Origin of the sequence: Mycobacterium sp. PO1 (assembly GCF_017312405.1) — a bacterium.
In the GTDB taxonomy this organism is placed as follows: Bacteria; Actinomycetota; Actinomycetes; order Mycobacteriales; family Mycobacteriaceae; genus Mycobacterium.
This window is the reverse complement of record NZ_BLTG01000078.1, coordinates 47835-71400: the sequence shown is the minus strand read 5'-3', so window position 1 is coordinate 71400 and position 23566 is coordinate 47835. Positions and strand designations below refer to the sequence as shown.

Here is a 23566-nt window from a genome sequence, read left to right as displayed (position 1 = left end):
CTGCTACCCGGTGTGCCAGCTGACAAACAGCGGGGAGGTCAGCGCGGGGGTTGCCAGTGCGGATCCCGGCCGGTCAACGCCACCACCCGGGTGAGCGCCGGGGCGTCATCGGCGACGGGCCGCGGTGCGTCGAACAGACCTTCGACAGGGTCTTCGGCGAACGAGGCGACGTGCGGCAGGATCGCTGCGAGCAGCGCCGGCGGCACGTCGTACGCCAGACGGGCAGCGCGCGCGAGATCCCACCCGTGCACGACCACTTCGGTGAGCGCGATCAAGCCACAGACCTCAGCGGGGAAATCGATCCCGGCTGCCCGGGTCGTGCCGGTCCACGCCGCCGGGTCGGCCCACGATGCGCCCAGCGCGGCGAGTCGGCCCGGATAGCTCGTCCGCCAGTCGGCGTCGGGGGTCGGCCCGGTGTCGGTCAGCTCGCCGAACTGCTTGCCGGCCGCAGCGGTGAAGGCGAGGGACAGTCCGCCGAGGTGCGCGAGAAGCGCGGCGATGTCCATGTCGCGGCACGGGGTGGGATCGCTGAGCCGTCCGTCGTCGAGGGCCGTGAGAAGGCCGGCGGTGGTGAGGCACGCGGGGGTCATGTCGATCATGGCCGTACAGACCGGCCGGGCGCGGCGTTCTCATCGGTCTGCCAGTTCGCGGTTCTACAGTCGCAGGGGTGAGATTCGCCTTCAAGACATCCCCGCAGAACACCACGTGGCCGGACATGCTGGCGGTGTGGCAGGCCGCCGACGACATCGACGTCTTCGAGTCGGGCTGGACGTTCGACCACTTCTACCCGATCTTCTCCGATCCCACCGGCCCCTGCCTGGAGGGGTGGTGACCCTGACCGCGCTGGCGCAGGCGACGACGCGGCTGCGCGTCGGGGTGCTCGTCACCGGAATCCACTACCGGCATCCTGCGGTGCTGGCCAACATGGCCTCGACATTGGACATCGTGTCCGGTGGGCGCCTCGAACTCGGGATCGGCGCCGGCTGGAACGAGGAGGAGTCCGGCGCCTACGGCATCGCGCTGGGCACGGTCAAAGAGCGCTTCGACCGTTTCGAGGAGGCCTGTGAGGTGCTGACCGGGTTGCTGTCGCAGGAAACGACGAGCTTCGACGGCGCGTTCTACCGGCTCACCGAGGCGCGTAATGAACCCAAGGGCCCACAGCGGCCTCATCCGCCGATCTGTATCGGCGGCAACGGCGAGAAGCGCACCCTGCGGATCACCGCCCGGTACGCCGACCACTGGAACTTCGTGGGAGGGCCGCCGGAGGAGTTCGCCCGCAAGCGCGAGGTGCTCGCCGCGCACTGCGCCGACGTCGGCCGTGATCCGGAGGACATCATGTTGTCGGCCCATGTGCGGCTGAACCCGGAGCGCGATTACGACCGGGTCATCGATGAGGCCGCGGCGCTCGGCGCCGAGGGCCTGGACATGGCGATCGTGTACCTGCCCCCGCCGTACGATCCGGCAGTACTGGAACCGCTGGCGGAAAGGATCCGGGAATCGGGTCTGGCCAGCAAAGACGGCTGACGGTCACGAAAATATAACAGTTCGGCAAATAGCGGATCACCCGCCCCGCCGGCCCCGTTCCGAGCCGGCGCGGGGTTCGCTAGATGCCGTAGCGAAGGAGCTCGTCGGCGGTGACCAGCCGCTCGGCCTTCGCAGGAAATTCGCGGCTCTTGACGGGGTGACGGAACAATAACCAGGCAATTCGACTTACCCGCGACCGGGTAATCTGGTTGATGTACACGGTGACCACTCCTGCGGTGTGCAATAGCTGACCCGGGGAGCCACCTTACCGCAGCGCCCTCACCAAGTCATTAGATACCCAGGGGCTGGCAAACTCTCGGAAACACGCCGATTAATGATCGGATGTTTTTCAAGAGGCAGAAGTGACGGATGTGACTCGATTCAGCCGCTGACACGCCGAGATTGCGCGGAGGGTTGCGCGGCCCGCTCGACCACAACCACCCACGCAATCTCGCGCTGGGAGAGCTACCCAGCGCTCATCGGGCCTATCGGCTCTTCGCGCAAGCGCTCATCGCTGCGGAGCGGTGGTGGGTTTGATCGGCGCCGGCAGCGCCGTGTGGCCCACCAGGTAGCGGTCCACCGCGGCGGCCGCCGCGCGCCCCTCGGCGATCGCCCACACGATCAGCGACTGACCGCGGCCCATGTCGCCTGCCACGTACACCCCCGGCACCGACGTCGCGAACGCGTCGTCCCGGCTCACATTGCCGCGATCGGTGAACTCCACACCCAGATCGTTGAGCAGACCCGGCCGCTCCGGACCGGTGAAGCCCATCGCCAGCAGCACGAGATCGGCCTCCAGCACGAAGTCGGTGCCCTCGATCTTCTCGAACTTGCCGGCGTTCATCTTCACCTCGTGGGCCCGCAGGCCGGTCACGTGGCCGTCCTCTCCGATGAACTCCTCGGTGTTCACCGAATAGACGCGGTCGCCGCCTTCCTCGTGCGCGGACGTCACGCGGTACATCAGCGGATAGGTCGGCCACGGAGTGGAGTCAGCGCGGCTCTCCGGCGGTCGCGGCATGATCTCGAACTGGTGCACATGCGTGGCGCCCTGGCGATGCGCGGTGCCCAGGCAGTCGGCGCCGGTGTCGCCACCGCCGATGATGACCACCTTCTTGCCCTTGGCGGTGATCGGCGGCTCACCGTCGTCACCCTTGACGTCATCGCCCGCGGCAAAGCGGTTGGCCCACGGCAGGTATTCCATCGCCTGGTGGATGCCCGCCAGGTCGCGGCCCGGAATCGGCAGATCCCGACGCGCGGTCGCACCGCCGGCCAGCACCACCGCGTCGAACTCCTTGCGCAGCTGCTGGGCGGTGATGTCGACACCGACGTTGACCCCGGCACGGAACTCGGTGCCCTCTGCGCGCATCTGCTCCAGACGGCGGTCGACGTGACGCTTCTCCATCTTGAATTCGGGGATGCCGTACCGCAGCAGCCCGCCGATGCGGTCGTCCCGCTCGAACACGGTGACCGTGTGCCCGGCACGGGTGAGCTGCTGAGCGGCGGCCAACCCGGCCGGCCCGGAACCGACGACGGCAACGGTCTTGCCCGTCAGCCGATCCGGCGGCAGCGGCACCACCCACCCCTCGGCAAAGGCATTGTCGATGATCTCGACCTCGATCTGCTTGATCGTGACCGGATCCTGATTGATGCCCAGCACGCACGAACCCTCACACGGCGCCGGGCACAGCCGACCGGTGAACTCGGGGAAGTTGTTGGTCGCGTGCAGCCGCTCGATGGCGTCGCGCCAACGGCCGGTGCGCACCTGGTCGTTCCATTCCGGGATCAGGTTGCCCAACGGGCAGCCGTTGTGGCAGAACGGGATACCGCAATCCATACAGCGGGTGGCCTGCTCGGTGAGCGTGTCGTGGGAGAAGTCCTCGTAGACCTCTTTCCAGTCACGCAGCCGCAGATCCACGGGGCGCCGCTGCGGCGTCTCCCGATGGGTGTACTTGAGAAAACCGCGGGGATCAGGCACCGGCGGCCGCCATGATCGCTTCGTCGACATCTTTGCCGCTGCTCTGCGCGTCGGCGATCGCCTGCAACACCCGCTTGTAGTCGCGCGGCATCACCTTTGTGAAGTGCGCCATCTCGTTCTCCCAATCAGCCAGAATGCGTTGCCCCACCGCGGAATCGGTGGCATCGACATGGGCGGTGATCATGCCGTGGACGTACTCGGCGTCCTCCGGCCCCAATTCCTCGAGCAGCACCATCTCCGCGTTGAGGTTGTCACCCAACACGTCGTGCGGATCGTGGACGAAGGTGATTCCGCCGGACATGCCCGCAGCGAAGTTGCGCCCCGTCGGCCCGAGGATGATCACCCGTCCGCCGGTCATGTACTCACAGCCGTGGTCTCCGACGCCTTCGACCACCGCGTGCGCCCCGGAGTTGCGCACCGCGAAGCGCTCGCCGACCTGACCGCGCAGGAACATCTGCCCTTCGGTCGCACCGAACAGAGCGACGTTGCCGGCGATGATGTTGTCCTCGGCGACATAGGATTCCGGGGCGTCCTCCGGCGGGCGCACCACGATCCGTCCACCCGACAGGCCCTTGCCGATGTAGTCGTTGGCATCGCCGTAGACCCGCAGCGTGATGCCCTTGGGCAGGAACGCACCGAAGCTGTTGCCCGCCGAACCGTCGAATGTGATGTCGATGGTTCCGTCGGGAAGCCCTTGCCCGCCATAGGCCTTCGTCACCTCATGGCCGAGCATCGTGCCCACGGTGCGGTTGACGTTGGCGATCTTGGTCGAGAAACGGACCGGGGAGCCGCTGTCGAGCGCTTCCCGGCTCTGCACGATCAACTGCTGGTCCAGCGCCTTGTCCAGCCCGTGGTCCTGCCGCGAACTGCAGTACAGATCCTGGTTCATGAACGCCGACTCGGGCTCGTGCAGCACGGGCGCCAGATCCAGCTTGTGCGCCTTCCAATGCGCGGCGGCCTGAGTGGTGTCCAGCGAGCCGACCTGCCCCACCATCTCGTTGACGGTGCGGAAGCCCAACTGCGCCATCAGTTCCCGGACCTCTTCGGCGATGAACATGAAGAAGTTCTCGACGAACTCGGGCTTGCCCATGAAGCGCTGGCGCAGCACCGGATTCTGGGTGGCGACGCCGACCGGGCAGGTGTCGAGGTGGCAGACCCGCATCATGATGCAGCCGGACACCACCAGCGGCGCGGTCGCGAAGCCGAACTCCTCGGCGCCGAGCAGCGCACCGACGACGACGTCGCGGCCGGTCTTGAGCTGACCGTCGACCTGCACCACGATCCGATCCCGGAGCCCGTTGAGCAGCAGTGTCTGCTGGGTCTCGGCCAGGCCGAGCTCCCAGGGCGCGCCCGCGTGCTTCATCGACGTCAGCGGCGTGGCGCCGGTGCCGCCGTCGTGCCCGGAGATCAGCACCACGTCGGCGTGCGCCTTCGACACCCCGGCCGCGACCGTGCCGACTCCGTTCTCGCTGACCAACTTGACGTGGATACGGGCGGACGGGTTGGCGTTCTTCAGATCGTGGATCAGCTGCGCCAGGTCCTCGATCGAGTAGATGTCGTGGTGCGGCGGCGGCGAGATCAACCCCACGCCAGGGGTGGAGTGCCGCACCTCGGCCACCCAGGGATACACCTTGTGGCCCGGAAGTTGGCCGCCCTCACCCGGTTTGGCGCCTTGGGCCATCTTGATCTGGATGTCGGTGCAGTTGGTCAGGTAGTGGCTGGTCACCCCGAACCGGCCCGACGCGACCTGCTTGATCGCGCTACGGCGCCAGTCGCCGTTCTCGTCGGGATCGAAGCGGGTGACGGATTCACCACCCTCACCGGAGTTCGACCGGCCGCCGAGACGGTTCATCGCGATCGCCAGCGTCTCGTGCGCCTCGGCGGAGATGGAGCCGTAGCTCATCGCCCCCGTGGAGAACCGCTTGACGATCTCGCTCGCCGGTTCCACCTCGTCCAGCGGAACCGGTGGGCGCACCCCGTCGCGGAACTTCAGCAGACCGCGCAGCGAGGCGATGCGCTCACTCTGGTCGTCGACCAGGCGGGTGTACTCCTTGAAGACCTCGTACTGGCCCGTGCGGGTCGAATGCTGCAGTTTGAAGACGGTCTCGGGGTTGAACAGGTGGTACTCGCCCTCGCGGCGCCACTGGTACTCACCGCCCACCTCGAGCTCGCGGTGCGCCCACTCGTCGGGCCGGTCCAGGTAGGCCAGCGAATGCCGGGCCGCGACGTCGTCGGCGATGTCGTCGAGATCGATCCCGCCCACCGGGCAGGCCAGGCCGGTGAAGTAGTCGTCCAGCAGAGGCTGGCTGATCCCGATGGCCTGGAAGAGCTGGGCGCCGGTATAGGAGGCGAGGGTCGAGATGCCCATCTTGGACATCACCTTGAGCACACCCTTGCCGGCGGCCTTGACGTAATTGGCTTTGGCCTGATCACTGCTGATTCCGGTGATCACCCCGCGGTCGACCATGTCCTCGATGGACTCGAAGGCCATGTAGGGGTTGATCGCGGCCGCACCGAAGCCGACCAGGCAGGCCATGTGGTGCACCTCGCGGGCGTCACCGGCCTCGACGACCAGCCCCACCTTGGTCCTGGTGCGCTCACGCACCAGATGGTGGTGCACGGCCGACACCGACAGCAGCGACGGGATCGGTGCCATCTGCTCGTTGGACTCGCGGTCGGAGAGCACGATGATGCGGGCACCCTCGCGAATGGCCGTCGACACCTTGGCGCGGACGTTGTCCAGCGCTTCCTTGAGCCCCTGACCGCCGCGGTTCACCGGGTAGAGGCACCGGATCACCGCCGCGCGCATGCCGTGCTTGTGGCCGCGGATCTCGTGGTCGGGGTCGACGCAGATCAGCTTCGACAGCTCGGCGTTGCGCAGGATCGGCTGCTGCAACACGATCTGGCGGCACGAGTCGGCGGTCGGGTTGAGCAGGTCGCCCTCCGGACCGACGGTGCCCTGCAGGCTGGTGACCACCTCTTCACGGATCGCGTCCAGCGGCGGGTTGGTCACCTGGGCGAACATCTGCTGGAAGTAGTCGTAGAGCATCCGCGGCCGGGCCGACAGCACCGCGATCGGCGTGTCGGTGCCCATCGAACCCAGCGCCTCGGCACCGGTACGTGCCATCGGCGCCACCAGCAGGTTGAGCTCCTCGTAGGTGTAGCCGAACACCTGTTGGCGCAGTACCACGCGGTGGTGGGGCATGCGCACGTAGTCGCCCTGCGGCAGTTCGTCGAGATCGAACAGGCCCGCGTCCAGCCACTCCTGGTAAGGCTGCTCGGCGGCGAGCTCGTTCTTGATCTCCTCGTCGGAGACGATGCGCCCCTGCGCGGTGTCGACGAGGAACATCCGGCCCGGCTGCAACCGCATCTTCTTGACCACGGTGGCGGGGTCGAGGTCCAGGACGCCGGCTTCGGACGCCATGACCACCAGGCCGTCGTTGGTGACCCAGATGCGCGACGGGCGCAGCCCGTTGCGGTCGAGGACGGCGCCGATGACGGTGCCGTCGGTGAAGCACACCGAGGCGGGCCCGTCCCACGGCTCCATCAGCGAGGCGTGGTAGCGGTAGAACGCCCGCTGCGCCGGGTCCATCGACTCGTGGTGTTCCCAGGCCTCGGGGATCATCATCAGCACCGCGTGCGGCAGGCTGCGCCCGCCGAGGTGCAGCAATTCGAGCACCTCGTCGAAGCGCGCGGTGTCCGACGCCCCGGGCGTGCACACGGGCACCACCTGGTCGAGGTCCTGGCCCGCTCCGAACACGTCGGTCTTGATCAGCGCTTCCCGCGCCCGCATCCAGTTCTCGTTGCCGGTGACGGTGTTGATCTCACCGTTGTGGGCGACCCGCCGGAACGGGTGCGCCAGCGGCCACGAGGGGAAGGTGTTGGTGGAGAACCGCGAGTGCACGATGCCCAGCGCGCTGGTGAGTCGCTCATCCTGCAGGTCCAGGTAGAACGCCTTGAGCTGCGGCGTGGTCAGCATGCCCTTGAAGACGAAGGTCTGCCCCGACAGGCTGGGGAAGTACACGGTCTCGCGGCCCGGGCCATCCTGGCCGGGCCCCTTGGTGCCGAGCTCGTGCTCGGCGCGTTTGCGCACCACATACGCGCGGCGCTCCAGCTCCATGCCACTGGCGCCGGCCAGGAACACCTGACGGAACGTCGGCATCGCGTCGCGCGCCAGTGCGCCCAGCGAGGAGTCGTCGGTCGGCACGTCGCGCCAGCCCAGCACCTCCAGGCCCTCGGCCTCGGCGATCTTGCCGACGGACTCACAGGCTGCCGCCGCGTCCTTCGACGACTGCGGCAGGAACGCGATGCCGGTGGCGTAGCTGCCGGGCTCGGGCAGCTCGAAGTCGCAGACAGCCCGACAGAACTCGTCGGGAACCTGCAGCAAGATGCCCGCACCGTCACCGGTGTGCGGCTCGGCGCCCTGGGCGCCGCGGTGTTCCAGGTTCAGAAGCGCGGTGATGGCCTTCTCGACGATGTCGCGGCTCCGTCGGCCGTGCATATCGGCCACCATCGCCACGCCACACGCGTCATGCTCGAACGCGGGGTTGTACAGCCCCTGAGCGTTGGGCGCCATTCCCACCTACCTTTTTCCATGCACACGCCGGGTCACGGCGCGCTACTGACGGCAATCGTCGACGAGGGCGTTAGCCGGTCTGGCGATTGAGGCACCTTCGTGCAGCACTGAACGACGGCCCTTTTCCCACTCGCCACAAGTGTTGAAAACGATATGACAAAGGGCCCCTGACATGCCAACTTAGTGCGACCTAACAAGTTTTGCCCGGCAATCTGCGCCACCGGCGCCGAGCCCTGCCGATCACGGATGAATAACGTTGCCCCGGAGGTCATTTGACGACGGCCCCGGCGCCCGACCGGCAAACCTGGCGGTTCGGCCGAAACCGACCACCGGAAGAAACCGTTTGCTGGAGCACGAGCATCGCTTTCTGTAGTGCGATGACACCATTGTCATACTTTGCGCGGACGCCGGACAGATTCTTAGAGAATTGACACCAGGATGCAGGCAAACGTTTTCCGGCCCCTCAGACGGCCAAAAACCGTCGCCACCAGCCGAACCCGCTGCCGTTCAACGGTTCTGCCGATGCACCCGCAAGCCTACCGAGCTCATCGGCCACCTCCTGCCGACGTCGACGTGATCTGCCTTTCACTTTACCCGCCGGGGGTATACAGCGACGCGAGTGGCGCGTCAGGCTGCAGCAATGGCCTACCCGCCCAACACCCCACTCGGCCGCTTCGGCATCGAGACGCTCGAGCAGGGGCCCGAACGCTGCGTGGCCACGGCGCCGGCCGCGCCCCTGGTCAACCCGCTGACCCACACACCCACCGTCGCCACGCTGGCCCTGCTGGTCGACCACCTCGGCGGCCTGATCAACCACTGCCGGCGCGGGCCGGGCCAGTGGACGGTCAGCAGCGAGTTGTCGCTGGAGGTGGTCCCGGACGCGGTGGACGTCCTCGCCGCCTCAGCCGGCGCCCCGGTGCTGGGCGTGTCGCGCCCGCTGGGCCGTCGCGACAATGACGCGCTGGGGCTGTGTGAGTTGAGTTCCGAAGGCCACGCGCTCGCGACGGCGACCGTGCGGTCGTTCTACATCGCGGCGCCGGACACCGTCGCGCAGGACTGGCCCAGCGACTCCGCCGGCGCCCCTGCCGGGCCCACGCTGCGTGAGTTGATGACCCTGGATGTCGCCGAAACCGGGGGTGCGGCAACGGTTCTGCTGCAGGGCGAGGATCCGGCGCTGAACAACCTCGTCGGCGTGGTGCACGGCGGAATCTCGTCGATGGGTCTGGAACTGGCGGCGTCTGCCGAGGTGAACCGGGACGCCGAAGGTGAGCCGTATCGCACCGCGTCGCTGCGGGTCAACTTCCTGCGCCCGTTCCACAGTGGCGCGCAGGCGCGCTATGTGGCCGACCGCCTGCATCGTGGGCGCAGCACCGGGGTGGCCGAGGCCAGGGCGGTGGGCAGCGACGGTCGGGTGGCGATGCTCGGCCGGCTGACGGCCTACCGCTGACCGCCGCTGCCCCTAGGAGTCAGGACTTCTTCGCCTTGCTGGCGGCGGACTTCTCGGTCGAGGTGCCCTCGTTCACCAGCTCACCACCGGAGTTCTCCAGGTGGGCACGGACGAACCACTGGAACTTCTCCAGCTCGCCGGCGTGGGCGATGAGCATGTCCTGGGACACCAGATCGAGCTCCTCGAGCTGCTCGATCGACTTGCGGGTGTCCTCGATGACGCCGGTGTACACCAGGTCGAGAGCGGCCAGATGGGCCTGCACGGTGTCCCGGTTGACCGAGTAATCGTCCCAGGTGCGGTCGTTGATGATCGCTCCGGGAGTGCCCTTGGGCGACGTGCCGAGAGCGGCGATCCGCTCGGCGGCCTCGTCGGCGTATCCACGGACCAGCTCGACCTGGGGGTCGATCATCTCGTGCACGCCGATGAAATTCGGGCCCACGACGTTCCAGTGCACGTGCTTGAGGGTCAGGTGCAGGTCGTTGTACCTGCTGAGAGCCTTCTGGAGCAGCTCGGCGACTTCAGCGCCCTGCTTGTCAGTCATTCCGGGAACGGTGAATGTAGTCATTTCAGCTCCTTCGTTCGTCGGCCGACGTGTACCCGAGCGCCCGGGCCGGTAATCGCCTCCGGTCCCATGTCACATTTCGGCCAGATTCGGGATCGGCATCCGTGGCCCGAAGCGGGCGTACACGGCCAGACCGCTGGCGCCGAGCAGACGCACGGCGCGGTGCCGATGCGGGCGCATGGGTTCCAGCAGCTCGACCATCTGCGCGTCGTCGATCGGGCGCCCGAGCAGGCTGCGCCCCACCACGGTGGCCAGGTGGTAGTCACCCACCGACAACGCGTCGGGGTCTCCGAATGCCCGCTGGGCGGTTTCGGCCGCGGTCCACTCCCCCACCCCGGGCAGGGACATCAGCGCGCGGCGGGCAGCCGCTGCCGGTCGGTCGACCAGCCGCTCCAGCGCATCGGCGCGCTGGGCGCACCCCACCACCGTCCGCGCCCGCCCGGGGTCGACGTTGGCGCGGTGGAACTCCCACGACGGGATGCGACGCCAGACGTCCGCGGCCGGCGGCACCCGCAGACGTGACGGCGCCGGCCCCGGGGCGGGGGCGCCGTACCGCGTCACCAGCCGGCGCCACGCCGCGAAGGCATCCTTACCGGCCACCCGTTGCTCGATCACCGCCGGGATCAGCGCCTCGAGTACCCGCCCGGTGCGGCCGAGCCGCAGGTGCGGCACCCGGCGCAGCGCCGCGGCGATGGTGGGCTCGGTGGGCTCGAAGCCGGACGCGTCGTCGTCGGCTCCGAGCAGTGCCGGCAGCGTGTCCGTGAACTCGACGGCCCCCGGCCCCCACGCCTCGCAGTCGACGGTGTCGACCGCTGCGCGCCGGATGCGTGCGGTCACGGGTCCGGTGCGCATCAGGCTGGTGCGCCAGATCGAGCCGTCGACGTCGTCGTAGTAGCACGGGTCCCCGCCGCCGCGCCGCAGCGGACTCAGGGTCAGGCCGGGGCTGGCGGGGCCGGCGAACACCACGCTGGCCGAACTGCGCACCTCGTCAGCCTAGGAGCCGACTCCGACATCGGCCTTGTCCGGATAGAACGCGAGATGGCCGGCGATCGCGGCAACCGCCGGGTAGGGCGCCTCGTAGGTCCATCCCGCGTCCTCGACGGTCTGCCCGTCCGCGGTGGTGAGGTGGTAGTAGCTGGCGTCGCCCTTGAACGGGCAGTACGTCGCGGTGTCACTGCACTTCAGGCGGCCCTGCACCACATCATCCAGCGGGATGTACTGCACAGCGGGGTAGCTGGCCTCGCGCAGTGTCAGCGCGGCATCGGTTTCGGCGACCACCTCGCCGTTCACCCGCACCACGACGTGTCTGCCGGTCGGCTCGACGGTGATGGGGTGGGCTTCGGTGGGTTCCAACACAGGTCGGTCGGTCATGACACCATTCAACGCCTTCCGGACGGCGCTGCCATCCCCTCAGTGCGGGCGGCCCGCGATCCGGTCGGCGAGGTGCCGCGATCGGCGAGGTGCCGGCGCTGCCGCGGAACTCGTGCCAGTCGGCGGCCTGGTAGGCCAGATACATGCCGCGCACGCCGATCCAGCGCAGGGGCTCGGGTTCCCAGCCGCGCGACCGGTGCCCGACCCAGGGCAGCTCGGTCAGCGCCGACGACCGGCCGAGCACCAGGTCGGTCAGCGTGCGGGCGGCCAGATTGGTGGCGGTCACGCCGTGGCCGACGTACCCGCCGGCCCAACCCAGACCCGAGGACGCCTGGAAGTCGACCGTCGCCTCCCAATCCCGCGGCACGGCCAGCACACCACACCAACCGTGCGCGATCGGCACGTCGGCGACCTGCGGCAGGATCGAGTGCAGCGTCTGTCGCAGCCGCGTGATGGTGCGTCGCGGTACCTGACCGTCCCGGTCGAGCCGGGAACCGAACCGGTAGGGCACGCTGCGTCCGCCGATGGCGATCCGGCCGTCGACGGTCCGCTGGGCGTAGAAGAAACCGTGCGCGGTGTCGCCGAGCGTCTCCCGGCCCTGCCACCCGATGTCGTCCCAGATCCGTTGCGGGATGGGTGCGGTGGCGATCATCGAGCTGTTCATCGGCAGCCAGCGGCGTCTCAGCCCGGGCAGCCTCGCGGTGAAGCCCTCGGTGGCGCGCAACACGATCGGCGCGCGCACGGTGCCCCACGGCGTGGCGACGCCACCCGGGCCGATCTCGGTCGCCGGGGAGCGCTCGTACAGGTCGACCCCGAGGCGTTGCACGGTGTCGGCCAGACCGCGTGCCAGCGATGCGGGTTGGATCCGGGCGCAGTGCGGGTTGTGGTAGGCGGTGAGCACTCCGGAAAGCCGGATGCGCTGCGCCGATTCGCCCGCGGTGAGAGTCGCGACGCCGTCGACGCCCCACCGGCTCTCGGCGTCGGCGGCCGCGGCCAGCCGGGTCGCCTGCGCCGGGTTGCGCGCGATCTCGAGGGTGCCACCCTTGACAATGCCGGCGTCGATGTTCTCCCGGGCGGCGACGTCGATCACTTCGTCGACAGCGTCGTTGAGCGCACGCTGCCAGGCCACGACGGCCTCGCGGCCGTATTGGCGCGCCATCCGCTCGCGGTCACCGGGAACGAGTCCGGACAGCCAGCCCCCATTACGTCCGGACGCGCCGAACCCGGCGAACCGGGCCTCGAGCACCACGATGCGCAGCGACGGGTCGGCCTGCTTGAGGTAGTAGGCGGTCCACAGGCCGGTATAGCCCGCGCCGACGATGCAGACGTCGGCGTCCCGGCTGCCGGGCAGCGGCGGGCGGGGCACCGGGGGTCCGTCGAACCAATGCGACACGTGACCGTTCGTGGGTGCAGGGGTGGGCGCGTGGCTGGGCACCGGGAGATTCTGACAGCTGCGCCGTGTCGCCTGCTAACGCTTGGCGGCCCGCAGACCCACCCAGAACGTGGCGGCCTCCCGGATGGATTCCTCGACCGGCCGCGGCAGCCAGTCCAGTTCGCGGCGGGCCTTGGTGCAGTCCAACGGCGCCTCGGCGCGCATCAACCGCAGCGACCCCAGCGAGAGTCGCTCGTCGGTGCCCGTCAGCCGGGCTTTGAGGCTGCCCAGCGCGGCCATGGCGTAGGCCGCGGGAAGCGGCAGGGTTCGTGACGGGGCGGGAACGCCGGCGGCCTCGGCGGCGATTCGTACCACCTCGGCGTTGGAGATCATCTTCTCCGACACCAGATAGCGCTCGCCCACCCGGCCCTTGTCGGCAGCGGCGATCAGGGCCTGTGCCGCATCGTCGATCCCCACCGCCTCGAGTTCGATGCCTCCCATCACGAACGGGAGCTTGCCGAACGCGGCGCCCGCGATGATCGCCCCGTGCGGCGTGCGCCCCCAGTCACCGGCGCCGTACGTGGTCGACACGCACATCGCGACCGCGGGCAGTCCACGCTCCCGCGCGTAGTTCATCACCAGGTTCTCGGCCTGCACCCGGGACTGCACGTAGGGCGTCAACACGGTCGGATCGGGGATCACGTCCGCCTCGGTGGCGGTCCGACCGCGGCGCCGGTCCACGGTGACATAGCTGCTGGTGTAGACGAATTTCCGCAACCCGGCGGCAACGTCGGGCTGCACCGCGACCTCGAGGACGTTGCGGGTGCCCTCGACGTTCGTGCGGAACAGCGGCGTCGGGTCGTTGAGCCAGCCGCGGGTGTCGACGACGCAGTAGTAGACGTCACGCGCGCCGGTCATCGCCGAGCGCAGCACGGCACTGTCCCAGATGTCGCCGACATAGCGGGTCACGGTCAGGTCGTCGATGCCGATCGTGTTGGCCCCGTCGCGCACCATCACCCGCACATCGTGTCCCGCGGCGACGAGCTGACGCGTGACATGGCTGCCCAGGTAACCGTTCGCGCCGATGACGAGCACGGGCGCGGTCACCGCGCGGCACCCATCTGGGCCATCCACGCCGCCGCCTCGTCCGGCAGCGTGCCCAGCTCCTGCGCCTTCTTGCACCATTTCAGCGTCGCCTTGACGAATCTCAGCGGGTTGTAGATGTCCTCCTGACGGCACCAGCGGCCATCTCCGGCGTAGGTGACGATCGAGATGTTGGTGGCGCTGATGATCGTGCCGTCCCCCGGGTCGCGCATCGGGTTGTCCAGCTCGCAGATGACCCGGCCGGTCGCGTCGTCGAACACCGCCCACAGGGACGGGAACGACGTCATGTAGCTGCCCGGGAACGTCTCCATCGTCTTCCAGATCCAGGGCCGGACCTGCTCACGGCCGCGCATGGTGCCCGCCGCATGTTCGATGTAGAGCACGTCGTCGGTGTACTGGTCGACCCAGGGATCCCAGTCACGGGTCTGCGCCGCCCGGTCGACCGTCTTCTCGAAGCCCGCGAACGCCTCGACGAGTTCATCTCGGCTGAAGGTGTTGCCCGTCACACCCGAAACTAGAACATGTTCTACCGGTTGCTGTCGAGGGGTCTGCCGATGCGGATTAAACGCGCACGCCAGGCGGTTATACCGGCACCATGACTCAGCGATACCACAAGAATCCCCAGGCGGTGGACGCGCTGTCGCCGGAGCAGTACCGCGTCACCCAGCGCAACGGCACCGAGCGGCCGTTCACCGGCGAATACTGGGACAACCACGAACCCGGCATCTACGTCGACGTGGTGTCCGGGGAACCGCTGTTCGCCTCGGTCGACAAGTTCGACAGCGGATCGGGCTGGCCGAGCTTCACCCGGCCTCTGCGCGCGGCCGAGGACGGCGCCGACAACATCGTCTCCAAGCGCGACTTCTCCCACCTGATGGTCCGCACCGAGGTGCGTTCGGCCCACGGCGACAGCCACCTCGGGCACGTGTTCACCGACGGACCGCGTGAAGCGGGAGGGCTGCGCTACTGCATCAACTCCGCGGCGCTGCGGTTCGTCCACCTCGACGACCTCGAAGCGCAGGGCTACGGGCAGTACCGTGGGTTGTTCGTCGATATCGACGACACAGTCGAGAAGGAGCAAGCGTGAGCGACTACAAGCGAGCCGTTCTGGCCGGCGGCTGTTTCTGGGGCATGCAGGATCTGATCCGCAAGCAGCCGGGCGTGGTGTCCACCCGCGTGGGTTACACGGGCGGGCAGAACGACCATCCGACGTACCGCAACCATCCGGGGCACGCCGAGGCGGTCGAGATCGTCTACGACCCCGCACAGACCGACTACCGCGCGCTGCTGGAGTTCTTCTTCCAGATCCACGATCCGACGACGAAGAACCGCCAGGGCAACGACGTCGGCACCAGCTACCGCTCGGAGATCTTCTACGTCGACGACGAGCAGCGCCAGGTGGCGCTGGACACCATCGCCGACGTCGAGGCCTCCGGGCTGTGGCCGGGCAAGGTCGTCACCGAGGTCAGCCCCGCACCCGACTTCTGGGAAGCCGAACCGGAGCATCAGGACTACCTGGTGCACTACCCGGGTGGTTACACCTGCCACTTCCCGCGGCCGGGCTGGAAGCTGCCCAAGCGCACCGAAGTCTGATTCACCGCACCGCGGTGGCGGTCTGATTCACCGCACCGCGGAGGCGGCGGCGGTCTGATTCACCGGCGGTGCACGACCACCCGGCCGCCGCTCTTGGGCGTATAGGCCACGCCCCTCGAGTGGGTCTTCTCGGCGGGGGCGTCGGTGGGTTCGATCACGAAGTGCCGCAACACTGTTCGCAGCACGATGTCCATCTCCACGTTGGCGAAGGCGGCACCCACGCAGCGCCGGGTGCCGCCGCCGAACGGGATGTGCGCGAACGTGGGCGGGCGCTGACCGATGAATCGGTGCGGGTCGAATCGGTCCGGGTCGGGGAAATCCTGGGCACGGTGGTGCATCTGGGACAGCGCGACGACGATGGAGTAGCCCCGCGGGATGGTGTACTCGCCGAGATCGAATGAGGGCGCGTACACGTGGCGTCCGGCGAAGTCGATGACGGTACGCACCCGCTGCACCTCGAGGATGACCGCCTGCCGGTATTCGTTGTCCTCGGTGTCGGCCTCGGCAGCCAACCTGGCCAGCACGTCGGGGTGGCGGCTGATGCGCTCGAAGGCCCAACCCAGCGTGGCTGCGGTCGTCTCGTGGCCGGCCGCGAGCAGCGTGAGCAGTTCGTCGCCGATGTCCTGGCGCGACATCGAGGACCCGTCCTCGTAGGTGCTCTTCAGCAGCAACGCCAGCACGTCGTCGCGGTCGTCGAAGTCCGGGTCGGCCTGCACGGCGTCGATCAGTCGGCCGATCACCTCGTCGTAGCGCCGACGGTAGCGCGCCAGCCGTCCCCACGGGCTGAACCGGCCGTAGGTGCGTGCCGGGGTGGGCAGCACCGCCAGTCGGGAACCGAGGGTGACCCACGGCGGGATGATGCGGCGCAGCTCGTCCAAATGCGCTCCGTCGGCGCCGAATACCGCCCGCAGGATGGCGTTCAGGGTGATGCGCATCATCGGTTCGAGGGTCTCGAACGGCGTTCCCTCGGGCCAGTTCTGGGCTTCGCGCAGCGTCTCTTCTTCGAAGATGGCCTCGTAGTTGCGAATGCTCTTGCCGTGGAACGGTGGGGTCAGCAGCCGGCGTCGCCGCCGATGGTCGGCACCGTCGAGGGCGAACACCGAACCCGACCCGAGTACCCGCGACAGGTTCGGCTGGATGTTGCCGACGTCCTCGGTGTTGGCCATGAACAGTTCCTTGGCCAGTGCCGGGTCGGCGACGATCACGGTGCGGCCGAACACCGGCAGCTGCAACGTGAACACGTCTCCGCATCGGCGGACGATCTGTGCGACCGTCCACTTCCGTGACGTCGTGAAGCCCAGTCCCTGGATCAGCCGGGGCACGGGCGGGGTGGGTGGCAACCGCACCTCACGGGGCGCTGGGGCGCTCCGTTCGGCAGTGGTGATCGTCGCTTCGGTCATCCGCAATCGGCTCCGCTCTGGTACTTGGGTGTACCGCGCTCGTGTCCGGTACGGTACCGCTTGGTACCACGGGGTCGCAAGGGGGTGTCGCGATCATGACCGCCGTTCCCGCCGACTCGGCGGTGACCGCTCGGCTGCTCGACGGCTTGGCGGCCTCGGTCCGCGAGCGCGGCTACCGCGACACGACCGTCGCCGACATCGTCCGGCGCGCGCGCACGTCCAAGCGAACCTTCTACGAGCACTTCGACAGCAAGGACCGCTGCCTGATCGAATTGCTACGCCGCAACAACGACGACCTCATCGCCGCCATCCTGGCCGCGGTCGACGCGCAGGCGGACTGGCCGGTTCAGATCCGTCAGTCCGTCGACGCCTACGTCGAGCACATCGGCGCCCGGCCCGCCATCACGCTGAGCTGGATCCGGGAGGCGCCGGCCCTGGGCGCGCAAGCGCAGCCGTTGCACCGCCAGGCCATGGTGAAACTGACCGACATGCTGGTGACGCTGACCGGGAACCCGGGATTTCGCCGTGCCGGTATCGGCCCGGTCTCCGCTTCCTCCGCGCTGATCCTGTTGGGCGGCATACGGGAACTGACCGCGCTCGTCGTCGAGGACGGTGGTGACGTCCACGAGATCGCCGGACCCGCGGTGGCCGCGGCGACGGCGCTACTGGGTCCGCACTGACCTCACCCGAGGATCAGACGCGCCGACCTCTCGAGTCGGCGCGCGATCTCGTCGTAGGAGACGTAACCCATGCCCGCGCGGACCAGCACCCCGGAGTACAGCATCTCCAACGTGTCGATCACGTCCGGGTCGGTCTGAGGTCCCAGCGCGCCGGCCAACCGGTCCCGGATGTCGCGGCCGATGCGCAGCCGCAGCACCTCGACATCGGGATCCTTGCCCAACAGCGCGGTCGTCACGGCGCCGGCGAACTCCGGCTCGTCGGCGACCAGGAGCGAGATGTGCCCGAGCACGTCGACCACCCGGGCGACGGGATCATCCGACTCGTGATCGACGTGGGGCGAACCGGCCAGCCGGCGCCAGAACACCTCCGCCACGAGATGCTCCTTGGAGGAGAAGTACGTGTAGGCCGTGGCGGCGCCGACGCCCGCCTCCGCGGCGACCCTGCGCACGGTCAGAGCGGCGAATCCATCCCGGGCGAGCAGCTCGACCGAGGCCCGGCCCAACCGCTCCACGGTGTCGGCCTGTCGGGCCGTCAGACGGCGCCGAGTCGACTCCAGGGCCGGATCGGACACATGTCCGGACGCTACTACAACGACCTGTGACCAGCAACGGTAAGTTGGGCGCCATGAGCGATACGACGGCGCACCCCGACACCGCACTACCCCCGGCCGCCGCCGAGCTGTTCGAACTCGCCGAACGCGTCACGGGTTTCATGCCCGCTGATGAGGGCCGCGCCCTCTACGACACCGCGCTGCACTACCTGGGCGACGGCGTCGCGGTGGAGATCGGGACGTACTGCGGCAAGTCCACCGTCATGCTCGGCGCCGCCGCCCAGCAGACCGGTGGGCTGCTGTACACCGTCGACCATCACCACGGCTCCGAGGAACACCAGGCCGGCTGGGAGTACCACGACTCCTCGATGGTCGACCCGGTCACCGGCCTGTTCGACACCCTGCCGACGCTGCGCCACACCCTCGACGCCGCGGGCCTCGACGACCACGTGGTGGCGATCGTGGGACGCTCGCCGGTGGTCGCCCGCGGTTGGCGAACCCCGTTGCGGCTCTTGTTCATCGACGGTGGCCACACCGAAGAGGCGGCCCGCCGCGACTTCGACGGCTGGGCGCGGTGGGTGTCGGTCGGCGGGGCACTGGTCATCCACGACGTCTTCCCCGACCCCGCCGACGGCGGGCAGGCGCCCTTCCACATCTACCGCCGCGCGCTGGACACCGCAGAGTTCCGCGAAGTCGCGGCGACCGGTTCGATGCGGGTGCTCGAACGCGCGACGGGCGATCCGGGCACGCTCGGCGGCGCGCAGGTCAGCGCTCGCTGATCACGCACTCGCAGTCGTAGTCTCCCTCGAGACCCCGCGGCAGATCGGGACCGCGGAAGATGCCGCTGCCCGGCGTCGCGCAGGACAATGCATCCGCCGCGAGGATCACCGCCGCACCGGTCCAGGTGGTGCGTTCGACCGGCCAGCGTTTGCCGTCGGCGTACACCAGGCCGGTCCAGTACGAACCGTCCTCCTCGCGGAGGTGGTGCATGGCCGCGAACTGCGCATGCGCGCGTCCTCGGTCGCCGATCGCGTCCAATGCCATGACCAGCTCACAGGTCTCGGCACCGGTCACCCACGGCCGGTCGTCCACACACCGGATCCCCAGATCCGGAACCACGAAATCGTCCCACCGCTCGTCGATCCGGGAGCGCGCCCGGGGCCCGCGCAGCGCGCCGCACAACACCGGGTAGTACCACTCCATCGACCAGCGGTCCTTGGCGACGAACGCTTCGGGGTGTTCGACGATCGCGTGACCCAACCGCCCGACGGCGACCTCCCACTCGGGCTGCGGGTCGTCGACATAGTCGGCCAGCGCCAAGGCGCACCGGATGCTGTGATGGATGCTGGCGCAGCCGGTGAGCAGGGCCTCCTCGGCGATACCGGACGGGCTTGCCGCCCAGGCGATCTCGCCGGTGCCGGACTGAAGGCTCAGGACGAAGTCGATCGCCTTGACCACAACCGGCCACATCGTCTCGGCGAACCGGCGGTCGCCGGTGACCAGCACGTGATGCCACACACCGGTGGCGATGTAGGCGCAGAAGTTGCTGTCACTGTTGGCGTCCTCGATGACGCCGTTGCGCAACTGGATGGGCCAGGTGCCGTCGTCGCGCTGGGTGCGCAACGACCAGTCGAAGGCCGCCCGCGCCGGCTCGAGCAGTCCCGCGACGGTCAGCGCCATCGCGTTCTCGATGTGGTCCCACGGATCGGTGTGCCCGCCGTGCGACCACGGGATGGCACCGGACGGCTCCTGCGTCGCCGCGATGGACTCCGCCGTCTGGCAACACTGGTCGGGACTGAACGCCCCGGGCACACCGGGGATCTCAGGCATCGGCCGGAGGTTTCCTGAAGTAGAGCGCCACACTCTTGCCGATCAACGGGTTGAGCGCGGCCTCGGCAGTGCGGGTGAGCCACGGCCGGCTCATCATGTCCCACACCAACAGCTTGTGATACGCCGTCACCGCCGGATGATCCGACTTCTCGGTACCGACGGCGCATTTGAGCCACCAGTACGGCGCGTGCAGCGCATGAGCGTGATGGGTGGCAGTCAGTTCGAGGCCGTGTGCGAGCACCTTGTCGCGCAGTTCGTCGGCGCGGTAGATGCGGATGTGACCGCCTTCGTTGGCGTGGTATTCATCCGAGAGCGCCCAGCAGATCCGCTCCGGCAACCACCGCGGCACCGTGATCGCCAGCGCACCACCGGGTCTGAGGACCCGCACCAGTTCGGAGATCGCCCGGTCATCATTGGGCACATGCTCGAGGATCTCCGAGGCGATGACGCAGTCGAAGGTGGCGTCGTCGTACGGCAACTCCAGCGCGTCGCCTTTGACGGCCTCGCCCCGGGCCGAAGCGGGTGCCTCCCCCTCGGCTTTCATCGCCTGCAGGATCTCGTCGACATCATTGAGATCGGCGACGTTCTGGTCGAAGCCGATCACGTCGGCGCCACGGCGGAATGCCTCGAAGGTGTGCCGGCCGGCACCACACCCGACGTCGATGACCTTGCTGCCCGGCCCCACCTCGAGCCGGTCGAAGTCCACGGTCAGCATGCCGCGACCCGCCGACAGGCGCGCTCGTAGACCGAGACAGTCTGCGCGGCAACCGATTCCCAACTGAATACGTCCAGCGCACGGCGCCTTCCGTTGTCTCCGAGCCTGCGCAGCTCCAGCGGCGAATCCAGCAACTCGCCCAGTACCCTGGTCAACTCGTCGACGTCGGCGGGAGTGACCAGCCGCGCACATTCACCGTCGGGTCCGACCACTTCGGGCAGCGCACCGGCCCGGCTGGCGACAATCGGGGTCCCGCTGGCCATCGCCTCCACCGCGGGAAGCGAAAAGCCCTCGTACAGCGACGGGATGCACGCCACCTCGGCGGAGGCCAGCAGCTCTGCCAGTTCGGCGTCGGACAACCCGCTGGAACTGTGCACGATGTCGGAGATACCCAACTCGGCGATCAGCTTCTCGGTCGGGCCGTTGGGCTCGAGCTTGGCGACCAGCTGCAGCTCGAGATCACGCTCGATGCGTAACCGGGCGATGGCGTGCAGCAGGTGGCTCACGCCTTTGAGCGGCACGTCGGCGCTGGCGATCGCGATGACACGGTTGCGCACCCGGTTCGGCGCGGGTTGGAACAACTCGGTGTCCACTCCCAGCGGTACGACATGCAGCTGGTCGGGGCTGACCGCGAAGTCCTCGGCGATGTCGGCAGCCGAGGTCGACGACACAGTGACCAGCTCGGGAATCCGGCGTGCTACGTCCTTCTGCATCTCGGCGAAGCCGTACCACCGGCGGACCAGCGGCTTGCGCCACCACTTCGCCGCGGCGACGTCGAGGACCCGGTCCCGGGTGATCGGATGGTGCACGGTGGCCACCACCGGCAGCCCGGCCTCGGCGATCGCCAACAGACCGGTACCCAGGCACTGGTTGTCGTGCACGACGTCGAAGTCGGCGCGCCGGTCGGCGAGCAACCGGGCCACCCGCATGCTGAACGTCTTGGGTTCGGGGAAGCCCGCAGTCCACGTGGTCAGCAGTTCGCGGACGTCGATGCTGGTCTTGATCTCGCTGGGCCGAGGGATCCGGAACGGGTCGGGCTCGCGGTAGAGGTCCAGGCTGGGCACCTTGGTCAGGCGCACCCGCGGATCCAGACCGTCCGGGTACGGCTGCCCGGAGAAGAGTTCCACGTCATGGCCGAGCTCGACCAGGCCGCGGCTCAGGTGTCGTACGTAGACGCCCTGGCCACCGCAATGGGTCTTGCTCCGATAAGACAGCAACGCAATGCGCATGGTCAGCTCACATACCCCGCGCAGCGCTCACGCACATACCCCGCGCCGCGCTCACGCGCGAGGATCCGGATGGAATGCCGCACTGAGCAGGCCAAATCGATTGGAGCAAGGAATCCGAACCCTCCTGGACATGTGTCCAGACTATAGTTTGACGTGCTAGCTGACGCAACGCGTGCGCTAGCTCTGACTACCACAGTCACCTGTTGACGTCCCCGCCGACCTCGGCGCAGTGCGTCTCACCGGGGCGGGAACCCGCCGGTGGCGACCGGGCCCCAGCGCCGCGGGGTGATCCGGATCAGACATTTGCCCTGCTCGACCATCGCCCGGCGGTAGTCATCCCAGTCGGAGTGCTCACCGGCAACCGACCGGAAGTAGTCGACGAGCGGTTCGAGCGCCTCGGGCAGGTCCAGGACTTCGCCGGCCCCGTCGACCTGGACGTAGGGCCCGTCAAAGTCGTCGGAGAGCACGACGACGCTCGTGCGCGGGTCGCGGCGGATGTTGACCGACTTCGCCCGCTGCGGATAGGAGGCGATCACCAGGCGCCCGTCGCCGTCCACCCCACCGGTCACCGGCGAGCTCTGCAGCGACCCGTCGCGGCGGTGGGTGGTCAGCACCATGCGGTGCCGCGGTCGGATGAACTCGAGCAGGTCGGCCCCTGAAACCGGCTCGGCGGTCGCGATGCGTCTGGCCATCGGTTCAGCGTATCGAGTTGTCGGCCCGACTCCGTACTCTGTCGAACATGAGTTCGAACAGCCCGCTTGTCCGTGAAACGACCGCCGTGACCCCTGTGCTCGACGCCGCAGATGACGCGTTGAGCGCCTTCCAAGCCCTGACCGACCTGCCGGTACACACCCTGCGCCCGGCCGATCAGCGGGCGCTGCTGCTGCGCCTGGACGCCATGGAACGTCGGCTGGCCGCGCTACAGCGGCGTCTGCTGGCGCGGTTGGTCACCGGGCCGCCCCCGGTGCAGTTTGCCGGCGCTCCCTGGGCCGAAGTGCTCGCGCGGCGGCTGCGCATCTCGATCGGTGAAGCGGAGAAGCGCATCGCCGAGGCCACGGCGGGCTCCGCCGATCCGCGCGATCAGGCCGTGACAGCCCGCGTCGCGCCGCACGGCAGCACGAAGGCGAAAGCCCGCGGAAAGCCGAGCCCGGTCAGGCGTCCGCGGCGCAGCGCGTCCACCGACACCGACCGAGTCGCCCCGGAGGACGGCTCGTAGCACCGCAGCGCGTCGCCACTGACCTCGACCAGCAGCACCCAGTGCCGCGGGACGACGCGCCCGATGAGCACCGCCACCGGCCGGCCTTCGCCCACCGCGGCGAGCACATCGGCCAGTCGGTCGCATCGCCCTCGCCGGCACCGCCACCGGTAGCGCAGCCCGCACACCCGGGCTCGTTCGGTGAGCGCACGTGCCATTCCCGCCGGCGTGGTACCCAGACGGCGCGGCCACACGGCGTTCACCTGGGCGTGCACGCGCTGCTGTTCCCTGGCGAACCAGGCATCGGCCACGCCGGCCTCGCGCAGCATCGAACCGTACTCAGCGTCCAGCATCGCCCCGGCGACCACGGCGACCGCCGGCCCGCAGGTGATCCCGTCACGCTGCCGCAGGGCGCCCACAGCAAACTTCATGCGCCACGCCC

At 68.7% G+C, this 23566-nt stretch carries 21 protein-coding genes and 3 pseudogenes; 7 read left to right on the top strand and 17 right to left on the bottom strand.

Annotated elements, in window-relative coordinates; all coding sequences use genetic code 11:
• Positions 1–38: 38 nt before the first annotated feature.
• Positions 39–599, bottom strand: a complete 561-nt coding sequence (locus J3476_RS22910) for a TIGR03086 family metal-binding protein (protein ID WP_207068632.1) — start codon at positions 597–599, stop codon at positions 39–41.
• Positions 600–667: 68 nt separating this feature from the next.
• Here J3476_RS22910 and J3476_RS22905 point away from each other — a divergent pair.
• Positions 668–1524 (top strand): annotated as a pseudogene (locus tag J3476_RS22905) (LLM class F420-dependent oxidoreductase).
• Positions 1525–1603: 79 nt separating this feature from the next.
• Here the strand turns inward: J3476_RS22905 and J3476_RS22900 are convergent.
• From J3476_RS22900 to gltB, 3 genes are all read right to left on the bottom strand, one after another.
• Positions 1604–1744 (bottom strand): hypothetical protein, encoded by a 141-nt coding sequence (locus J3476_RS22900; protein WP_207068631.1) that lies wholly within the window; start codon positions 1742–1744, stop codon positions 1604–1606.
• Between the two features lie 288 nt (positions 1745–2032).
• A complete protein-coding gene (locus J3476_RS22895) occupies positions 2033–3499 on the bottom strand; it encodes a glutamate synthase subunit beta (protein WP_207068630.1) in 1467 nt (488 codons plus the stop codon).
• The gene (gene gltB, locus J3476_RS22890; RefSeq protein ID WP_207068629.1) at positions 3492–8075 is read right to left on the bottom strand and encodes a glutamate synthase large subunit; all 4584 of its coding nucleotides are present in this window, start codon (positions 8073–8075) and stop codon (positions 3492–3494) included. Before gltB ends, J3476_RS22895 begins: the two co-directional genes overlap by 8 nt.
• A gap of 640 nt (positions 8076–8715) precedes the next feature.
• Here gltB and J3476_RS22885 point away from each other — a divergent pair.
• Positions 8716–9522 (top strand): PaaI family thioesterase, encoded by an 807-nt coding sequence (locus tag J3476_RS22885; protein WP_207068628.1) that lies wholly within the window; start codon positions 8716–8718, stop codon positions 9520–9522.
• 19 nt (positions 9523–9541) lie between these two features.
• Here J3476_RS22885 and J3476_RS22880 read toward each other — a convergent pair whose 3' ends face one another.
• The 6 genes and pseudogenes from J3476_RS22880 to J3476_RS22855 all read right to left on the bottom strand — a co-directional run bounded on the left by J3476_RS22880 (position 9542) and on the right by J3476_RS22855 (position 14437).
• Entirely contained in the window at positions 9542–10087 is a 546-nt protein-coding gene (locus tag J3476_RS22880; protein ID WP_207068627.1) for a Dps family protein, read from the bottom strand.
• 69 nt (positions 10088–10156) lie between these two features.
• Complete coding sequence (locus J3476_RS22875) at positions 10157–11068, bottom strand: DNA-3-methyladenine glycosylase (RefSeq protein WP_207068626.1); 912 nt, start codon at positions 11066–11068, stop codon at positions 10157–10159.
• Positions 11069–11077: 9 nt separating this feature from the next.
• Positions 11078–11455, bottom strand: coding sequence for a DUF427 domain-containing protein (locus J3476_RS22870; RefSeq protein ID WP_207068625.1), 378 nt, complete (start codon positions 11453–11455; stop codon positions 11078–11080).
• A gap of 39 nt (positions 11456–11494) precedes the next feature.
• A pseudogene (locus J3476_RS22865) lies at positions 11495–12890 on the bottom strand (NAD(P)/FAD-dependent oxidoreductase).
• Between the two features lie 33 nt (positions 12891–12923).
• Positions 12924–13934, bottom strand: coding sequence for an NAD-dependent epimerase/dehydratase family protein (locus J3476_RS22860; RefSeq protein WP_286183576.1), 1011 nt, complete (start codon positions 13932–13934; stop codon positions 12924–12926).
• Positions 13931–14437: a nuclear transport factor 2 family protein gene (locus J3476_RS22855; RefSeq protein ID WP_207068623.1), complete on the bottom strand. Its 507-nt coding sequence runs from the start codon at positions 14435–14437 to the stop codon at positions 13931–13933. The genes J3476_RS22860 and J3476_RS22855 overlap by 4 nt, the downstream gene beginning before the upstream one ends.
• A gap of 89 nt (positions 14438–14526) precedes the next feature.
• Here J3476_RS22855 and msrB point away from each other — a divergent pair, with 89 nt between their 5' ends.
• Both msrB and msrA read left to right on the top strand, forming a co-directional pair.
• Positions 14527–15018, top strand: a complete 492-nt coding sequence (gene msrB, locus J3476_RS22850; RefSeq protein ID WP_207068622.1) for a peptide-methionine (R)-S-oxide reductase MsrB — start codon at positions 14527–14529, stop codon at positions 15016–15018.
• Positions 15015–15524: a peptide-methionine (S)-S-oxide reductase MsrA gene (gene msrA, locus J3476_RS22845; protein WP_152519207.1), complete on the top strand. Its 510-nt coding sequence runs from the start codon at positions 15015–15017 to the stop codon at positions 15522–15524. The genes msrB and msrA overlap by 4 nt, the downstream gene beginning before the upstream one ends.
• A 59-nt stretch (positions 15525–15583) precedes the next feature.
• On the opposite strand, the gene J3476_RS22840 is transcribed toward msrA, so the two are convergent.
• Positions 15584–16924, bottom strand: a complete 1341-nt coding sequence (locus tag J3476_RS22840; RefSeq protein WP_207068621.1) for a cytochrome P450 — start codon at positions 16922–16924, stop codon at positions 15584–15586.
• Between the two features lie 95 nt (positions 16925–17019).
• On the opposite strand from J3476_RS22840, the gene J3476_RS22835 reads away from it, so the two are divergent.
• Complete coding sequence (locus J3476_RS22835; protein WP_207068620.1) at positions 17020–17604, top strand: TetR/AcrR family transcriptional regulator; 585 nt, start codon at positions 17020–17022, stop codon at positions 17602–17604.
• Between the two features lie 2 nt (positions 17605–17606).
• Here J3476_RS22835 and J3476_RS22830 read toward each other — a convergent pair whose 3' ends face one another.
• On the bottom strand, positions 17607–18176 hold the full coding sequence (locus tag J3476_RS22830; RefSeq protein WP_207068619.1) for a TetR/AcrR family transcriptional regulator: 570 nt from the start codon (positions 18174–18176) through the stop codon (positions 17607–17609).
• Between the two features lie 53 nt (positions 18177–18229).
• Here J3476_RS22830 and J3476_RS22825 point away from each other — a divergent pair, with 53 nt between their 5' ends.
• Positions 18230–18934 (top strand): class I SAM-dependent methyltransferase, encoded by a 705-nt coding sequence (locus J3476_RS22825; protein WP_207068618.1) that lies wholly within the window; start codon positions 18230–18232, stop codon positions 18932–18934.
• Here J3476_RS22825 and J3476_RS22820 read toward each other — a convergent pair.
• The 4 genes from J3476_RS22820 to J3476_RS22805 all read right to left on the bottom strand — a co-directional run bounded on the left by J3476_RS22820 (position 18921) and on the right by J3476_RS22805 (position 22621).
• The gene (locus J3476_RS22820; RefSeq protein ID WP_207068617.1) at positions 18921–19985 is read right to left on the bottom strand and encodes a prenyltransferase; all 1065 of its coding nucleotides are present in this window, start codon (positions 19983–19985) and stop codon (positions 18921–18923) included. The two genes, J3476_RS22825 and J3476_RS22820, sit on opposite strands and share 14 nt — an antisense overlap.
• Positions 19978–20700: a class I SAM-dependent methyltransferase gene (locus J3476_RS22815; protein WP_207068616.1), complete on the bottom strand. Its 723-nt coding sequence runs from the start codon at positions 20698–20700 to the stop codon at positions 19978–19980. The genes J3476_RS22820 and J3476_RS22815 overlap by 8 nt, the downstream gene beginning before the upstream one ends.
• Positions 20694–21929, bottom strand: coding sequence for a glycosyltransferase family 4 protein (locus J3476_RS22810; RefSeq protein WP_207068615.1), 1236 nt, complete (start codon positions 21927–21929; stop codon positions 20694–20696). Before J3476_RS22810 ends, J3476_RS22815 begins: the two co-directional genes overlap by 7 nt.
• Positions 21930–22165: 236 nt before the next feature.
• Positions 22166–22621 (bottom strand): PPOX class F420-dependent oxidoreductase, encoded by a 456-nt coding sequence (locus J3476_RS22805; RefSeq protein ID WP_207068614.1) that lies wholly within the window; start codon positions 22619–22621, stop codon positions 22166–22168.
• A 47-nt stretch (positions 22622–22668) separates the two neighbouring features.
• Between J3476_RS22805 and J3476_RS28215 the strand changes: the two are divergent.
• Positions 22669–22980: pseudogene (locus tag J3476_RS28215) on the top strand (hypothetical protein); the annotation flags it as partial.
• Between the two features lie 29 nt (positions 22981–23009).
• On the opposite strand, the gene J3476_RS22795 reads toward J3476_RS28215, so the two are convergent.
• Positions 23010–23555: a hypothetical protein gene (locus tag J3476_RS22795; RefSeq protein ID WP_207068613.1), complete on the bottom strand. Its 546-nt coding sequence runs from the start codon at positions 23553–23555 to the stop codon at positions 23010–23012.
• Positions 23556–23566 lie beyond the last annotated feature (11 nt).

Excerpts from the sequence above, each read along its gene's own strand:
- J3476_RS22820 (WP_207068617.1), bottom strand. The coding sequence starts at position 19,985 with ATGCCTGAGATCCCCGGTGTGCCCGGGGCGTTCAGTCCCGACCAGTGT.
- gltB (WP_207068629.1), bottom strand. The coding sequence starts at position 8,075 with ATGGCGCCCAACGCTCAGGGGCTGTACAACCCCGCGTTCGAGCATGAC.
- J3476_RS22910 (WP_207068632.1), bottom strand. The coding sequence starts at position 599 with ATGATCGACATGACCCCCGCGTGCCTCACCACCGCCGGCCTTCTCACG.
- J3476_RS22815 (WP_207068616.1), bottom strand. The coding sequence starts at position 20,700 with ATGCTGACCGTGGACTTCGACCGGCTCGAGGTGGGGCCGGGCAGCAAG.
- J3476_RS22840 (WP_207068621.1), bottom strand. The coding sequence starts at position 16,924 with ATGACCGAAGCGACGATCACCACTGCCGAACGGAGCGCCCCAGCGCCC.
- J3476_RS22805 (WP_207068614.1), bottom strand. The coding sequence starts at position 22,621 with ATGGCCAGACGCATCGCGACCGCCGAGCCGGTTTCAGGGGCCGACCTG.
- J3476_RS22825 (WP_207068618.1), top strand. The coding sequence starts at position 18,230 with ATGAGCGATACGACGGCGCACCCCGACACCGCACTACCCCCGGCCGCC.
- J3476_RS22870 (WP_207068625.1), bottom strand. The coding sequence starts at position 11,455 with ATGACCGACCGACCTGTGTTGGAACCCACCGAAGCCCACCCCATCACC.
- J3476_RS22885 (WP_207068628.1), top strand. The coding sequence starts at position 8,716 with ATGGCCTACCCGCCCAACACCCCACTCGGCCGCTTCGGCATCGAGACG.
- J3476_RS22880 (WP_207068627.1), bottom strand. The coding sequence starts at position 10,087 with ATGACTACATTCACCGTTCCCGGAATGACTGACAAGCAGGGCGCTGAA.
- J3476_RS22795 (WP_207068613.1), bottom strand. The coding sequence starts at position 23,555 with ATGAAGTTTGCTGTGGGCGCCCTGCGGCAGCGTGACGGGATCACCTGC.
- J3476_RS22835 (WP_207068620.1), top strand. The coding sequence starts at position 17,020 with ATGACCGCCGTTCCCGCCGACTCGGCGGTGACCGCTCGGCTGCTCGAC.
- msrB (WP_207068622.1), top strand. The coding sequence starts at position 14,527 with ATGACTCAGCGATACCACAAGAATCCCCAGGCGGTGGACGCGCTGTCG.
- J3476_RS22810 (WP_207068615.1), bottom strand. The coding sequence starts at position 21,929 with ATGCGCATTGCGTTGCTGTCTTATCGGAGCAAGACCCATTGCGGTGGC.